Consider the following 15,837-nt stretch of genomic DNA (forward strand, 5'->3'; position numbering starts at 1 on the left):
GTGACCGTCATCGACCTGGTGTCGTACGAGGACGCGCTCGCGTCCTACGACCCCGTCATGGGCCTCGAGGTCCATGTGGAGCTCGGCACCCAGACCAAGATGTTCTGCGGCTGCGCCACCACGCTCGGCGCCGAGCCCAACACGCAGACGTGCCCCACGTGCCTCGGGCTCCCCGGCGCGCTCCCCGTGGTGAACGCCACCGCCGTGGAGTCCGCGGTCCGCATCGGCCTCGCGCTCAACTGTGAGATCGCCGAATGGTGCCGCTTCGCCCGGAAGAACTACTTCTATCCGGACATGCCGAAGAACTTCCAGACCTCGCAGTACGACGAGCCGATCGCGTTCAACGGGCACTTGGACGTCCAGCTCGAGGACGGCGAGGTCTTCCGCGTCGGCATCGAGCGCGCCCACATGGAGGAGGACACCGGCAAGTCCACCCACATCGGCGGCGCCACGGGGCGCATCCACGGCGCGTCGCACTCGCTGCTCGACTACAACCGCGCGGGCATCCCGTTGATCGAGATCGTCACCAAGCCGATCACGGGCGCCGGCGCGCGCGCCCCCGAGATCGCGCGCGCCTATGTCGCCGAGCTGCGCGAGCTGATCCGCGCGCTCGGCGTCTCCGAGGCCCGGATGGAGATGGGCCAGATGCGCTGCGACGTCAACCTGTCGCTGCGCCCGCACGGCCGCGAGGCGTTCGGCACCCGCAGCGAGACCAAGAACGTCAACTCCCTGCGCAGCGTCGAGCGCGCGGTGCGCTTCGAGGTCAAGCGGCACGCCGCGGTCCTGGGCGACGGCGGCGTGATCGTGCAGGAGACCCGGCACTTCCACGAGGAGAACGGCACCACCACATCGGGCCGCGTCAAGGAGGAGGCCGAGGACTACCGGTACTTCCCCGAGCCCGACCTGGTGCCGGTGGCGCCCGAGAAGGAGTGGGTGGAGCGGCTGCGCGCCGGGCTGCCCGAGCTGCCGCTGGTCCGCCGCACCCGGCTGCGCGAGGAGTGGGGGGTCTCCGCGCACGAGATGCAGTCCGCGCTCAACGCGGGCGCGGTCGAGCTGATCGTGGCCACCGTCGACGCCGGCGCCGACCAGGCCGCCGCGCGCAAGTGGTGGATGGGCGAGCTGGCCAGGCGGGCGAACGAGCTGGGCGTCGAGCCCGCCGCGCTGCCCATCACTCCGGCCCAGGTCGCCCGCGTCGCGGCCCTGGTCGCCGAGGGCGCGCTCAACGACAAGCTCGCGCGGCAGGTCATCGAGGGCGTGCTCGCGGGCGAGGGCGCCCCCGACGAGGTGGTCGAGAAGCGCGGCCTGCGGATCGTCTCCGACGAGGGCGCGCTCGGCCGGGCGGTGGACGAGGCCATCGCGGCCAACGCCGCCGTCGCCGACAAGATCCGCGGCGGCAAGACGGCCGCGGCGGGCGCCCTGGTCGGCGCGGTCATGAAGGCCACCCGCGGCCAGGCGGACGCGGCCCGCGCGCGGCAGCTGATCCTGGAGCGGCTCGGCGTCACGGAGTAGGCATCGGCTCCTTTCCCCGAGCCCCGTCTAAGGCGGTGCCTAAGGCCCCCCTGACGACCCAGGCGGTCGTCAGGGGGGTCCGGTGTGAGGCGTCGCGACCGGCCAGGACGCGGCAGTCGCCCGATGCGCGGGAGGGGTCGGAACGGCGACCGTGGAGGAACGTTTCCACGCTCCCCGACCTCGACCGGAGGCCCCTGGTGTTCCCGCACCCGTTCCCGCACGACCGACTGCACCTACTGCGCGCCGCCGAGTTGGAGCGCGCCGCCCGGCTCAGCAGGCTGCTGCACGCCGTCAGGAGACGGCGCCGGTGAGCGGCGTCCTCGCGGTCAGGGGGATAAGCGGTACCGCGCTGTCGGAGCGGCGTGCGATGCTCGTCGACGTGGAGAGCCGCAGTGTCAGCCCCGTCTTCGTGGGTCGCGGCCGGGAGTTGGCCGAGCTGTCGAAGGGGCTCGGCCTGGCCGGGCGGCACGAGCCGCAGGCGTTCGTCATCGGCGGCGAGGCGGGCGTGGGGAAGACGAGGCTGCTCGAGGAGTTCCTGGCCGGTGCCAGGGCCGCGGGGGCCGTCACCGCCGTGGGCGGGTGCGTGGAGCTGGGCGCCGACGGCCTGCCGTTCGCCCCGTTCGCCGCCGTGCTGCGCGCGCTGCACCGGCACTTCGGCCCGGAGCTGACCGAGGCCGCGGCGGGGCGCGAGGGCGAGCTGGCCGGGCTGCTGCCCGAGCTGGCCGGGGCAGGGCGGCCCGCGGGCGACGCACCCGACCGGGCCAGGCTGTTCGAGCTGACCGCCCGCCTGCTCGAGCGGCTCGCGGCCGAGCGCCCCCTGGTCGTCGCCGTCGAGGACGTGCACTGGGCCGACCGCTCCACGCGCGAGCTCCTCGGCTACCTCGTCCGCTCGGTGCGGGGCGCGCGGCTCCTGCTGCTCGCCACCTACCGCTCCGACGACATCCACCGCCGCCATCCGCTGCGGCCCTTCCTCGCCGAGCTCGACCGGCTGCGGACGGTGCGCCGGATCGAGCTGGCCCGCTTCACCCAGGGGGAGGTCTCCGCGCAGCTCGCCGGGATCATCGGGGCACCCCCGCGGCCGGGGCACGCCCTGTCGGTGTTCGAGCGCTCCGAGGGGAACGCGTTCTTCGTCGAGGAGCTGGCCACGGGGCGCCCGGGCGGCGGGCTCAGCCAGACGCTGCGCGACCTGCTGCTGGTGCGCGTCGAGGCGCTGCCCGAGGAGGTCCAGGAGGTGCTGCGGGTCGCCGCGGAGGCCGGTGCCTCCGTGGAGTACGCGCTGCTGCGCGCGGTCGTCGGCCTCACCGAGCCCGAGCTGCTCGCCGCGCTGCGCGCCGCGGTGGGCGCCCACCTGCTCGCCCCGACCGACGACGGCGACGGCTACCGCTTCCGGCACGCCCTCGTCCGCGAGGCCGTCGCCGACGACCTGCTCCCCGGGGAGCGCGCCAGGCTCGCCCGCCGCCTGGCCGAGGCGCTCGAGCGCGAGCGCGGCCTCGTCCCCGAGGACGAGCTCGCCGCCCGCCTGGCCAGCCACTGGTACCACGCGGGGGACCGGGCCAAGGCGCTGCCCGCCGTCCTGGACGCCGCCGCGCAGGCGTACCAGCGATACGCGTACGCCGAGCAGCTGCGCCTGCTCGAGCGCGCGATGGAGCTGTGGGACGCGGTCCCCGACGAGGCAAGGGACGGGCTGCGGCCCGTCGGTCCCGTGTGGGGCTATCCGACGGACCCGGCGGACCAGGGGCCGCTGAGCTATGTGGACCTGCTGGCCGAGGCCACCAGGTCGGCGGTGTTCTCCGGGCAGCCTGACCGCACGCTGGCCATGAGCAAGCGGGCCCTGCGCCTGATCGACGAGCGGCGCGAGCCGTTGCGCGCCGCCTGGTTCTGGCTGCAACGGGCCTGGGTCTCCGAGGGGTTGGGCCGCGGCGACGGCTGGCCCGAGCTGGTGCGCGCCCAGGAGCTGGTCCGCGGGCTGCCGCCGTCGTTCGTGCCCGCCCAGGTGCTGGCGCTGACCGCGTCCTGGCAGTCGGTGGGGCGGCGCTCGCCCGAGGTGATCGAGCTGGCCGAGCGCGCGGTGGCGATGGCCCGCCTGGTGGGCGCGGAGAGCACCGAGCGGTACGCCAGGATCACGCTCGCCTGCCTGCGCACCGACGCGGGGGAGGGGGAGGACGGGCTGGCCGAGCTGTTCCACCTCCTCGACCGGATCCTGGAGCGCCGGGAGATCAGCCTGCTCGGCCGCTGCCTGGTCAATGTCCAGTCCGCGCTCGGCATCCAGGGCGACTTCCAACGGGCCGCCGAGTTCGTCGACACGGCCCTGCGCCTGGTCGACCGGTACGGGCTCAGGGAGCCGAGGCGCTGGCTGCTGTCCAACCACGCCCATGTGCTGGTCCAGCTGGGCCGCTGGCGGGAGGCGGCCAGCACCGTGGTGGCGGCGGAGCACCGGTCGATGAACATCTCGCCCCGCATGTTCGCGACGTTGACCGGCGGCCAGCTGGCCGCGCTGCGCGGCGATCTCGCGGAGGCCAAGGCGCGGGTCGCCCTCGCCCGCGGCGAGATCACCACCCCCGACCTGCGGCCCTCGTTCGTGCTCCAGCTGGGCACGGTCGAGCTGGAGATCGCCGCCGTGGAGGGGCGGATCGAGGCGGGCAGGGAGGCGTTCAGGGCGGCGACGGCGCCGGGGCTGCCGTCGTTCACCTCGGGCCTGGCCTGGATCCTGGTGCTCACCGCGGCGCGGGTCGAGGCCGAGTGCCGGGGCCTGCCCGCTGCCGACCGGGACAGGGCCGCCGCGCTCGCCCATGTGCGAACGGTCATGGGCGGCCTGGCGCGGACGGCCCCCGTGTGGGCGGCGATCGGGGCGTACGCGGACGCCCAGCTGCGGCGGGCCGAGGGCCGCGACACCCCGGACCAGTGGGCGGCGGTGGTCGGGGCCCTCGAGCCGCTCGGGCTGCTCCACCACGTGGCGGAGGCGCGGTACTGCTGGGCGGAGTCGCTGCTGGCGGAGGGCGGCACCCTGGGCCGGGAGCGCGCGGCCGAGGCGCTGCGCCCGGCGCTCAAGACGGCGCGCGAGCTGGAAGCACGCCCCCTGGAGGAACGGGCCCGGCGTCTCGTGGCGCGCGGCCGCCTCGCCCTGACGGAACCCGAGCCCGAACGCACCACCGCGGGGGCGGCGGGCGGCGACGCGTCGTTCGGCCTGACGCCCAGGGAGCGGGACGTGCTGGCGCTCGTGGCGGCGGGCCGGAGCAACCGGCAGATAGCCGAGGAGCTGTTCATCTCGCCCAAGACGGCCAGCGTGCACGTCTCCCACATCCTCACCAAGCTCGGGGTCTCGGGCCGGGGCGAGGCCGCCGCGCTCGCCCATCGGCTCCAACTGGTGCCCGCGCCGGGCGCGTAAGGCCCCCTCGCGCTCCCCTAAGGACCCCGGGGCGTGGGAAGTTGCGGAAGCTGCCCGATGTGGCGCCCCCACCTGGGATCGGAGTCTTGGGGTACCGGGACGTCCGGTGACCGGCCCAGCGGCCGGAGCCCCTTGGGAGAGCACCATGCTGTACGACATCGACGCCGTGCGGGCCAGGATCGCCGAGCTCCGTCGGGAGGCCGAGAGCGACCGTGTGGCCGCCGCGGTGCTGAGGGAGCGGCGGGCCCGTCTCGCCGAGGCGCGCGCCGCGAAGCGCGCCGGGGAGCGGGCCGAGAGGCGCGCCGGGGGACGGTCGACCGGCTCGCGGCGGGCGGCGGCGGGCGCGCGGTGGCGGCCCTCCCGCAGGGGAGCCGGGGCCTGACGCGGGCTCGGAAGCGTTGTCAGTGGTGTGTGCCATGCTTCACGACATGCGGACCAATCCCCTCAGCCCGGTATTCGTCGGACGCGGCCCCGAGCGCGCCGCGCTGGCCGAGGGGCTCGCCGCGGCCGACGCGGGCGGGCCCCAGGCCGTGCTGATCGGCGGCGAGGCGGGGGTGGGGAAGACGCGCCTGGTCGATCAGTTCCTCGACGAGGCCAGGGCCCTCGGGGCGTTGACCGCCGTCGGCGCCTGTGTGGAGGCGGGGGCGGACGGCCTGCCGTTCGCCCCGGTGTCCATGGTCCTGCGCGCGCTGCACCGCCAGCTCGGCGAGGAGCTGACGCGAGCGGCCACCGGCTTCGGTGGCGAGCTGGCGCGGCTGCTCCCCGAGTTGGGGGAGCCGACGGCGCCCATGGGCACGGCGCGCGATGTCGAGGTGCGCGCCCGCCTGTTCGAGCTGACGGCCCGGCTGCTCGAGTCGCTGGCCCAGGAGCGCCTGCTGGTCCTGGCCATCGAGGACCTGCACTGGTCGGACCGCTCCACGAGAGAGCTGCTCGCCTATCTCTTCAGGTCGCTCCAGCGCGGGCGGCTGCTGATCATCACGACCTACCGCTCGGACGACATCCACCGGCGCCATCCGCTGCGCCCTTTCCTGGGCGAGCTGGACCGGCTGCGCACGGTCCGCCGCCTCGAGCTCGACCGCTTCACGCGCGACGAGGTGCGCAGCCAGCTCGCCGGGATCAGGGGCAGCCAGCCGTCCGATGACCTGCTCGACCACGTCTACCGCCGCTCGGACGGGAACGCCTTCTTCGTCGAGGAGCTGGCGAGCGTCTCCTGCGGCGCCAGGCCCGGCATGATCAGCGACTCGGTGCGCGACCTGCTGCTCGTGCGCGTGGAGGCGCTGCCCGAGACCGCGCAGCGGGTGGTGAGGATCGCGGCCGAGGGCGGCTCCTGCGTGGAGTACGGGCTGCTGCGCGCCGTCGTGGGCCTGGGCGAGGACGAGCTGATCGAGGCGCTGCGCTCCGCGGTGGGCGCCAGCATCCTCATCCCCCAGGACGACGGCTCGTACGGGTTCAGGCACGCCCTGGTGCGCGAGGCGGTGGACGACGACCTGCTGCCGGGCGAGCGGTCCCGGATCAGCCGCCGGTTCGCCGAGGTGCTCGAGGCGGCGCCCGAGCTGGTGGCGTCGGAGCAGCGGCCCGCCCGCCTCGCGACGTACTGGTACCACGCCCACGACCCGGCCAAGGCGCTGCCCGCGGTGGTCAGCGCGGCCACCGACGCGCGGTGCCGTCACGCGTACGCCGAGCAGCTGCACCTGCTGGAGCGCGGCCTCGAGCTGTGGGACAGCGCCCCCGACGAGGTGCGCAGCGGGCTGCGGGTCGCGTACGAGGCCGAGTCCTATCCGCTGTGCGCGTGCGACGACCCCGCGCTGAGCTTTCTCGACATGCTGGCCGAGATGACGCTCGCGGCCCGCTTCGCGGGCGAGCCCGAGCGCGGCCTGTCCGTGGTCAAGCGGGCCCTGCGGGTCCTGGACACGATGGAGGGCGTGGGGCATCCGTTGCGCGCGGCGTGGTTCTGGACGGAGCGGTCGCGGCTGACGCGCTGGCTAGGCCGGGGCAGCGGCTGGGACGAGCTGGGCACGGCGCAGCGGCTGTTGGAGGGCTTCCCGCCGTCCGGCGTGCACGCGCGGGTCCTCACCGAGGCCGCAGCGTGGGGCGCGGTGCACCAGCCCGACGAGGACAGCCTGGCGCTGGCCGAGCGGGCCGTGGAGCTGTGCCGCGAGGTCGGCGACGAGAAGGCCGAGGTGGACGCGCTGCTGAGCAGGGGCGCGCTGCTGGTCGAGATCGGCAGGGGCGAGGAGGGCCTGGCCGACATGCGGGCGGTGGCCGAGCGGGTCAAGCGGTTCGACCTGGTCGCCGCCTTCACCCGCAGCCATGTGAACCTCCAGTCCGTCCTGGAGTCGATGGGCCGCTCCGACGAGTCCCTCGCCGTGGCCAACGAGGGCATCAGGCTCGCCCACCGGTACGGGCTGCGGGACACCCAGTCCTGGATCCACGGGAATCGCGCGGACGCCCTCTTCTCCCTGGGGCGCTGGGACGAGTCGGAGGCCGCGGCGGTCGACGCGCGCCGCACGGCCCAGCACCCGGTCACCGTCTCGCTTGCCGCCGAGCGCCTGGTCCGCCTGGCGCTGGCCCGCGGCGACCTGGAGACGGCCGAGACCGAGCTGGCGCTGATGAGCGAGCACGGCAGCGTCGCCCCCCAGTACGCCCACCCCCAGGCGCACTACCGGATCACGCTGGCCGCGCTGCGCGGCCGCATCCTGGACGCCCGCCAGCTTCTCGCGGAGGCGATACGCGAAGGGCTCGCGCCCGGCACCGGCGTCTACACCTGGCCCATGGTGGACGCGGGAGCGCAGGCGGAGTCCGCCGCGCGCGGGGTGCCCGCCGCCGAGCCAGGGGCGTCGGAAGCGATCGCGGCGATACGGGAGTTCGCCGCGACGCTGCCGCGGCGCTATCCGGTCTGGGCGGCCTGGGCCCAGCTGGTGGAGGCCGAGCTGCGCCGGGCCGACGGGACGGCGCGGGCGGCCGACTGGGCCGCCGTGGCCGAGGCGTTCGACGGCCTGTCCCGCCCGTTCCAGCGGGCCAGGGTCGAGCTGCGGTGGGCGGAGGCGCTGGTCGCCGAGGGCGACCGGGAGCGCGCGGCCGAGCTGCTCGCGCGGGCGCATGCGGCGGCGCGCCCGATGGGCGCGCGCCTGCTGGTCGAGGAGGCGGAGCGGCTGGCCCAGCGGGCGCGGCTGCCGCTGACGCCCGAGCAGGCGCGGGCCGAGGGGCCCGGCGGCGACGCGTCGTTCGGTCTGACGCCCAGGGAGCGGGACGTGCTGGCGCTCGTGGCGGCGGGCCGGAGCAACCGGCAGATAGCCGAGGAGCTGTTCATCTCGCCCAAGACGGCGAGCGTCCATGTCTCCAACATCCTGGCGAAGCTCGAGGTCTCGGGCCGGGGCGAGGCCGCCGCGCTGGCCCACCGCCTCGGCATCGTGGGCGCCGAGCGGGACGCGACCCCCGCCGCCTGAGCCGGGGCCCGCCCGGGTACCCCTCGGCAGGCCTACGAGACGCGCAGCCGCAGGATCCGGTCGTCGGGGCCCTCGGGGGTGCCCCGGGTGTCGGTCTCGTTGGTCACCAGCAGCAGCTCGTCGTCGCCCGTGGCGAGGAGCGAGCGCAGCCGCCCGTACTCGCCCTCGAAGAACGCCTGGGGCTCGGCCACGGGCTCGCTGCCGTCCAGCGGGATCCGCCAGAGCCGTTCGCCGCGCAGCGAGGCCATCCACAGCGAGCCCGCGCCGTACTCGAGGCCGCTGGGCGACGCCTCCGCCGGGGGCCACTGCTCGACCGGGTCGATGAACCCCTGGTCCTCGCCGCCCTCGCCCTCGACCTCGGGCCAGCCGTAGTTCCCGCCCGGCTCGATCCGGTTCAGCTCGTCCCACGTGTCCTGGCCGAACTCCGCGGACCACAGCGTTCCCCTGGAGTCCCAGGCCAGGCCCTGCACATTGCGGTGGCCCGACGAGTGGACGTACGAGCCGGGGTCGACGTTGTCCTCGGGGACCTGGCCGGTGTCGGGGTCGATGCGCAGGATCTTGCCCGCCAGCGAGCCGGGGTCCTGCGCGGTCGCCGGGTCGCCCGCGTCGCCGGTGGAGGCGTAGAGCATGCCGTCGGGGCCGAACGCCAGGCGTCCGCCGTTGTGGGTCGCCTCCCCGCGTGGGATACCGGTCAGCAGGTGGTCGCCCGGGGTCAGCCGCTCGCCCTCGGGCGCCGACGCGTCATAGGTGAACGCCGTGATCCGGTTGTCGTCGGCGGCGGTCAAGTAGGCGTACAGGCGGTTGTTCGAGGCGAAGTCCGGGTGGGCCGCGAGGCCGAGCAGCCCGCCCTCGCCCGGCTCGTCCGGCAGCTCGGGCACCTCGCCCGCCACGCCGACCTCGCCCGAGTCGGCCGCGACCACGTGCACGGTGCCGCCGTCGCGCGAGCCCACCAGCAGGTCGCCGTCCGGGAGCTCGACGATGCCCCAGGGCGATTCGAGCCCCTCCGCGACCGTCTCCACCACCTCGGCCGAGCCGTCGGCGGGGGCGGCGGTCGGCGTCGGGGAGCCGCCCGGCCCCTCGCCCTCGTCCGACTCCGACGGGGAGGCCGACGACTCGGGGGCGGCCGCGTCGCCTCCGTCGTCTTCGTCGCCGCCGTCGTCGGATGAGCAGCCCGCGGTCAGCAGGCCGAGCGCGGCGACCGCCGCCACCCAGCCGCGCGCCCGGCCCCGCATCGTCACCTTCATGGCAACCTCCCCGCTCGCCCCGCGTCCACGGCTTCAAGCACACCACATGCCACGCACGGACGCTGCTGCCCCGCGCGCCAACCGGGAAACCTCGGCGGGGGCCAGGCCCTACCCTGGCGGGCATGACCACATCGGATGTCTGGCTGCCGTTCCCGCCCGCCGAGCTGCCCGCCCTGCCCGCATCCCTCACGTACCACCACTGGGACGGCGAGGACGAGTTCCCCGCCGACCCCGCCGACTGCGCCTTCTATGTCGTCCCGTACATGAAGGGCCCCGCCGTCGCCCTGCGCCCGCTCGAGCGCATGACGCGGGTCCGCGTGGTGCAGACCCTCACCGCGGGCGTCGAGCACATGCTGCCCGCGGTGCCGGGACTGCCCGCCGGTGCCGTGCTGTGCAACGCCGGGGAGCTGCACAACACCAGCACCGCCGAGCTGGCCCTCGCCCTCACCCTCGCCGCCCAGCGCGGCATACCCGACGCGGTCCGCGCCCAGCCCGAGGCGCGCTGGGAGCCCACCGTGCGCCCCTCGCTCGCCGACCGCCGCGTCCTGATCGTCGGCCACGGAGGCATCGGCGCGGCGATCGAGGACCGGCTCGTGCCGTTCGACGTCGCCGAGGTGATCCGCGTGGCCAGCCGCGCCAGGAGCGCCGAACGCGGCCCGGTGCACGGCGTGGACGAGCTGCCCTCGCTGCTGCCGCGCGCGGAGGTCGTGATCCTCGCCACTCCGCTCACCGAGGCCACCCGCGGCCTGGTCGACGCCGACTTCCTCGCCCTGCTCCCGGACGGCGCCCTGCTGGTGAACGTCGCCCGCGGCGCCGTCGTGGACACCAAGGCGCTGGTCGCCGAGGTGGAGTCGGGCCGCCTGCGGGCCGCGCTCGATGTGACCGACCCCGAGCCCCTGCCGCCCGGTCACCCTCTGTGGCGGGCGGCAGGCGTGCTGATCACGCCCCATGTGGGCGGCCCCTCGACCGCGTTCAGGCCCCGCGCCGAACGTCTACTCCTCGCCCAGTTGGGCAGGTTCGCGTCGGGAGAGCCTCTGCGGCACATCGTCGCCGAGGGGGGCGCGCGCCCGGCGGAGTGAGCCAGATGCTCCCCCCTGATCGTCACTTTCGGTGAGAAGAGTATGTCGCTGAGTGACGAATCTGGTGTATCGTCCGTGACGGGGTGAGCCCGGAACGGAAGGGGGGCGACAGGCGCATGCACCGCTCATGGGGACACCGGCACTTTCCCGAGGGCCTTCAGGCCCGGCGGCTGAGCAGCCCGTTCCCGCGGCTGGTCTTCGCCGCGGTCTGCGCGGCGTACGCCGTGGGCGCCGTGCTCGGCTGGGGGTCGCCGTTCATGGCGGAGGTGATGGGGGACTTCGGGCTGAGCGCCGCGGCGCTCCTGGCCGCGGGCTCGTGCCTGTGGTACGCGGGCCGTCGCACGGGCGCGTTCCGCGCGGCGTGGGCGCTGTTCGGCCTCTCGTCCGTGATGGTCGCCCTGGGGAACGGCATCTGGGGCTGGTACGAGGTGGTGCTCCGCGAGCCGGTGCCCCGCCTCTCCGCCGCCGACCTGTGCTTCCTGATGTTCGCGCCGCTGGCCATCATCGGGCTGCTGATGCTGGCCAAGCGGCCGGTCACGCGGGCGGGTTGGATCTGCCTCGCCCTGGACGCCTGGCTCATCGCCGGGTCGCTCATGACGCTCTCGTGGAGCGTCGCCCTGGCCCAGGCCGCCCAGCGGCAGGGCGAGGTGGTCAGGGCGGCGCTCGCGGTCGGCTATCCGCTGCTCGACATCGCGTTGGTGAGCATCATCCTGGTGCTGCACTTCAGGCGCGGCACCACGCACCGCCCCGCGATCAACGCCGCGATCGGCGCCCTCGCCCTGACGGTGCTGTGCGACGCCCTGTTCACCTCGCCGATGCTGCGCGAGCAGTACAGCTCGGGGCGGCTGCTCGACGCGGGCTGGTTCGCCGGCTCGCTCTTACTCGCGGCCGCGCCCTGGATGGACAGGGGCCAGGAGGAGCCACCGGTCGAGGAGTCCCCGCGGGCCAAGGGCGGGAAGCCGGGGCCCGACGAGGCCGACCGGCCCCAGCTGGCCGGCTCGCTGGCCGCGCTGACGCCCTATCTGGCGGGCGCCGTCTGCATGTTGAGCATCCTGTTCACGATAGTCAACGGGCACCATGTCGACCGGGTCGTCGTCTTCATCGCCTGCGCCGTCGTGCTGTCGCTCCTGGTCCGCCAGGGGATCACGCTGATGGACAACGTCTCGCTGACCAGGGAGCTGGCCCGCAAGGAGAACTACTTCCGGTCCCTCGTCCAGGGATCGAGCGACGTCATCATGATCGCGGCGCCCGGCGGCAGGCTGCGCTACGTCAGCCCGGCCGCCACGGGGGTGTACGGGCGGGAGGCGGAGCGGCTCACCGGCAGCCACCTGTCCGAGCTGATCCACCCCGACGACCTCGGCCGCGTCGAGCACGAGCTGCGCCGCTTCCTCTCGGTGTCACCGGCGCGCGAGACGGGCACCAGGATCGAGTGCCGGGTGCGGCACGGCTCGGGCCACTGGCTCAACGTCGAGTCCAGCGTCAAGCGCCACGAGGGCGGCCTCATCTTCAATTCCAGGGACGTCACCGAGCGGGTGCGGCTCCAGGCACAGCTCCAGCACAGCGCCTCCCACGACGCCCTCACCGACCTGCCCAACCGCGCCCTGTTCACCGAGCGGGTCAGGCTGGCCCTGGGCGGCGGCCACGGCGGGGACCCGGACACCGCGGTGTTCTTCATCGACCTCGACGGCTTCAAGGCGGTCAACGACTCGGTGGGCCACCAGGCGGGCGACGAGCTGCTGATCCAGGCCGCCAAGCGGCTGAAGGAGTCCGTGCGCAGCGGCGACACCACCGCCAGGCTCGGCGGCGACGAGTTCGCCGCGCTCATCGTCGGCGACCCGGCGGGGGACCAGCGGCCACGCGAGTACCGGATCCTGGAGATCGCCGAGCGGGTCCGCGCCGCGCTCAGCCGCCCCTACGCGGTCGACGGGCGCCGGGTCAGGGTCGCGGCCAGCATCGGCATCGCGTTCGCCGAGCCAGGCGCCACCCCCGCCGGGCTGATGCGCAAGGCCGACCTCGCGATGTACCGCGCCAAGCAGTCGGGCAAGGGCCGCGTCGAGCTGTACGCCCCGCAGCTCCAGGCCGAAGCCGTCCGCCGCACCGAGCTGGCCGAGCGGCTGGGCCGGGCCCTGCGCGCCGGGGAGTTCACCCTGCTCCACCAGCCCGTCGTGGAGCTGGCCGACGGGCGGGTCGCCGCGGTCTGCGCCCAGGCCCGCTGGCGCTCCGCCCACGGCCTGCTCACCACCCCGCTCGAGATCCTGCGCGGCGGGCGGCGCGAGCCCCACGGCCCGCTCGCCGCCGACCCGGAGGAGGAGCGGGCCGCCGAGGTCACCGGCTGGCTCATCGACGAGGCGCTCGCGGAGGCGGGCCGCCGCCACCGCAAGGGGCACACCGTCCCGGTCAGCGTCCGGGTCCCCAGCGGCAGGCTCGCCGACCGCGCGCTCGGCGTCGGCGGCGTCGAGGCGCTGCTCAGCAAGCACGGCGTGCCGCCCCAGGCGCTCATGATCGAGCTGCCCGAGGCCGAGTCGGTCCTGGCGAGCGACGAGCTGCGCGACCGCCTGACCGACCTCAGCGGCCTCGGCGTCGGCATCGCCCTGGGCGGATTCGGCAGCGGGGGCACGGCCGCCGCCGCGCTGCACCGCCTCCCGGTCGACCTGGTGCGCCTCGACGGCGAGCTGGTCGACGGGCTGCTCGACTCCCCGCCGTTGCGGAAGATCGCCGCCGGGCTGCTGCGCATGGCCGCCGACCTCGGCGTCGACTCCCTCGCCGACGGCGTGGACCAGCCCGAGCAGGCCAGCGCCCTGCGGGCGTTGGGCTGCCGCCATGGCCAGGGCCTGGCGTTCAGCGAGCCGCTGGAGGCCGCGCGGCTGCGCCGCGTGCTCGACGAGGGGCGGCTCCCCGTGCCCCCCGAGCCCGAGCAGATCCCCGTCCAGCCACCCGCCCCCGCCCGCGAGAGCGACCGGCCCGTGACCGGCCTGGACGCACCCACGGCGGCCGAGTCCACCCCTTCACCCATCGCGCCCACATAGTGAGACGCGATTCGGGCTCGCTTGACAGTCGCAGGAGAGAGGAGGAGGGTCTGACCATGCGCACCCGAATCCTCGTACTCGGACGGCGCGTCGGCTGATCCACGGCTCCCGTGGACCCCCACCGGCGCGCTCCCCTCGAATGCCATCAGGCTCGAGGGGTTTTTTGTTGCACTGGTTTCCGGTGCCACCGCACCACTGATCCGCACCCGCACCAGCTTCACCCTCACTCCCCCCGAGAAGAGAACGACGATGACCGAGCAGGCCACCGGGGCACCGAAGCCGCAGCCCCGGGCCCCCCGAGGCGGGGCGCCGCAGCCCACCACCACCGTCGCGCACGTGACCGGCGCCCAGTCCCTCATCCGCTCCCTCGAAGCGGTGGGCGCCGACACGGTGTTCGGCATCCCCGGGGGCGCCATCCTCCCCGCGTACGACCCGATGATGGACTCCACCGCCGTCCGTCACATCCTGGTCCGCCACGAGCAGGGCGCCGGGCACGCCGCCACCGGCTACGCCCAGGCCACCGGCAAGGTCGGCGTGTGCATGGCCACCTCGGGCCCCGGCGCCACCAACCTGGTCACCCCCATCGCCGACGCGCACATGGACTCCGTGCCCCTGGTGGCCATCACCGGGCAGGTCGCCAGCAAGACCATCGGCACCGACGCGTTCCAGGAAGCCGACATCTGCGGCATCACGCTGCCGATCACCAAGCACAACTTCCTGGTCACCGACCCCGCCGACATCCCGCGCACGATCGCCGAGGCGTTCCACATCGCCTCCACGGGCCGCCCCGGCCCCGTTCTGGTCGACATCGCCAAGGACGCCCTCCAGCGCCGGACGACGTTCAGCTGGCCGCCCACCCCCGAGCTGCCCGGCTACCGGCCCGTGAGCCGCCCGCACGCCAAGCAGATCCGCGAGGCCGCGCGCCTGATTGCCGAGGCGCGCCGCCCGGTCCTCTACGCCGGCGGCGGCGTCATCAAGGCCCGCGCCTCGGCGGAGCTGCGCGCCCTCGCCGAGCTGACCGGCGCGCCCGTCACCACGACGCTGATGGCGCTCGGCGCGTTCCCCGACAGCCACCCCCAGCACCTGGGCATGCCGGGCATGCACGGATCGGTCGCCGCGGTCACCGCGTTGCAGAAGGCCGACCTGATCGTGGCGCTCGGCGCCCGCTTCGACGACCGGGTCACCGGCAGGATCGAGTCGTTCGCGCCGCACGCCAAGATCGTGCACGCCGACATCGACCCCGCCGAGATCGGCAAGAACCGAGTCGCCGACGTCCCCATCGTCGGCGACGTCAAGGACGTCATGAACGACCTGACGTCCGCGCTGCGCGGCGACGCGGGGAGCCAGGCGGGCCCGGCGCGCTACGCCGCGTGGTGGGACCAGCTCAACCGCTGGCGCGAGACCTACCCCCTCGGCTACGACCTGCCGGAGAACGGCTCGCTCTCCCCGCAGCAGGTCATCGAGCGCATCGGGCAGCTGGCCCCCGAGGACACGATCTACACCGCGGGCGTCGGCCAGCACCAGATGTGGGCCGCCCACTACCTGCCGTTCGAGAAGCCCGGCACCTGGCTCAACTCCGGTGGCCTCGGCACCATGGGCTACGCCGTCCCCGCCGCGATGGGCGCCAAGGCGGGCAGCCCCGGCACCACCGTGTGGGCCATCGACGGCGACGGCTGCTTCCAGATGACCAACCAGGAGCTCGCCACCGCCGCGTTGAACAACATCCCGATCAAGGTCGCGATCATCAACAACGGCGCCCTCGGCATGGTCAGGCAGTGGCAGACCCTCTTCTACAACCAGCGGTACTCCAACACCGTGCTGCGCGACGCCCGGGGCGGCGCCTACAGCGGCTCGGTGGGCGAGGGCCACGCCGCCGCCACCTCCACCGGCACCCGGATCCCCGACTTCGTGAAGCTGGCCGAGGCCATGGGCTGCGTCGGCCTGCGCTGCGAGGAGCCCGACCAGCTCGACGCGGTCATCGAGAAGGCCAACGCGATCAACGACCGCCCCGTCGTCGTCGACTTCATCGTCCACGAGGACGCCATGGTCTGGCCGATGGTCGCCGCCGGCACCTCCAACGACGAGGTGATGGCCGCCCGCGGCGTGCGCCCCGACTTCAGCGACGCCGCCGACGACTGACCGCCCCCG

8 protein-coding genes are annotated in these 15,837 nt (G+C 74.7%); 7 read left to right on the forward strand and 1 reads right to left on the reverse strand.

The features are described from left to right. The 4 genes from gatB (at window position 1) to D7318_RS14140 (ending at window position 8,340) form a co-directional block, all read left to right on the forward strand. The gene (gatB, locus tag D7318_RS14120) at window positions 1–1,509 is read left to right on the forward strand and encodes an Asp-tRNA(Asn)/Glu-tRNA(Gln) amidotransferase subunit GatB (RefSeq protein WP_120697308.1); all 1,509 of its coding nucleotides are present in this window, start codon (window positions 1–3) and stop codon (window positions 1,507–1,509) included. A gap of 367 nt (window positions 1,510–1,876) precedes the next feature. Then, the gene (locus D7318_RS14130) at window positions 1,877–4,894 is read left to right on the forward strand and encodes a helix-turn-helix transcriptional regulator (RefSeq protein WP_120697357.1); all 3,018 of its coding nucleotides are present in this window, start codon (window positions 1,877–1,879) and stop codon (window positions 4,892–4,894) included. Between the two features lie 145 nt (window positions 4,895–5,039). Next, window positions 5,040–5,276, forward strand: a complete 237-nt coding sequence (locus D7318_RS14135) for a hypothetical protein (protein WP_120697310.1) — start codon at window positions 5,040–5,042, stop codon at window positions 5,274–5,276. Between the two features lie 46 nt (window positions 5,277–5,322). Next, on the forward strand, window positions 5,323–8,340 hold the full coding sequence (locus D7318_RS14140; RefSeq protein ID WP_230423722.1) for a helix-turn-helix transcriptional regulator: 3,018 nt from the start codon (window positions 5,323–5,325) through the stop codon (window positions 8,338–8,340). Window positions 8,341–8,372: 32 nt separating this feature from the next. Here the strand turns inward: D7318_RS14140 and D7318_RS14145 are convergent, their stop codons facing one another. Then, window positions 8,373–9,584: a PQQ-dependent sugar dehydrogenase gene (locus D7318_RS14145; RefSeq protein WP_230423723.1), complete on the reverse strand. Its 1,212-nt coding sequence runs from the start codon at window positions 9,582–9,584 to the stop codon at window positions 8,373–8,375. Window positions 9,585–9,706: 122 nt separating this feature from the next. Here D7318_RS14145 and D7318_RS14150 point away from each other — a divergent pair, with 122 nt between their 5' ends. The 3 genes from D7318_RS14150 (at window position 9,707) to D7318_RS14160 (ending at window position 15,828) form a co-directional block, all read left to right on the forward strand. Continuing rightward, a complete protein-coding gene (locus D7318_RS14150; protein WP_120697312.1) occupies window positions 9,707–10,663 on the forward strand; it encodes a 2-hydroxyacid dehydrogenase in 957 nt (318 codons plus the stop codon). 116 nt (window positions 10,664–10,779) lie between these two features. Next, window positions 10,780–13,689, forward strand: a complete 2,910-nt coding sequence (locus D7318_RS14155; protein WP_120697313.1) for a putative bifunctional diguanylate cyclase/phosphodiesterase — start codon at window positions 10,780–10,782, stop codon at window positions 13,687–13,689. Between the two features lie 249 nt (window positions 13,690–13,938). Beyond that, entirely contained in the window at window positions 13,939–15,828 is a 1,890-nt protein-coding gene (locus D7318_RS14160; protein WP_120697314.1) for an acetolactate synthase large subunit, read from the forward strand. The last annotated feature ends 9 nt before the right edge of the window (window positions 15,829–15,837 follow it).

Source organism: Streptomyces radicis (assembly GCF_003626575.1).
Taxonomy (GTDB): domain Bacteria; phylum Actinomycetota; class Actinomycetes; order Streptomycetales; family Streptomycetaceae; genus Streptomyces; species Streptomyces radicis.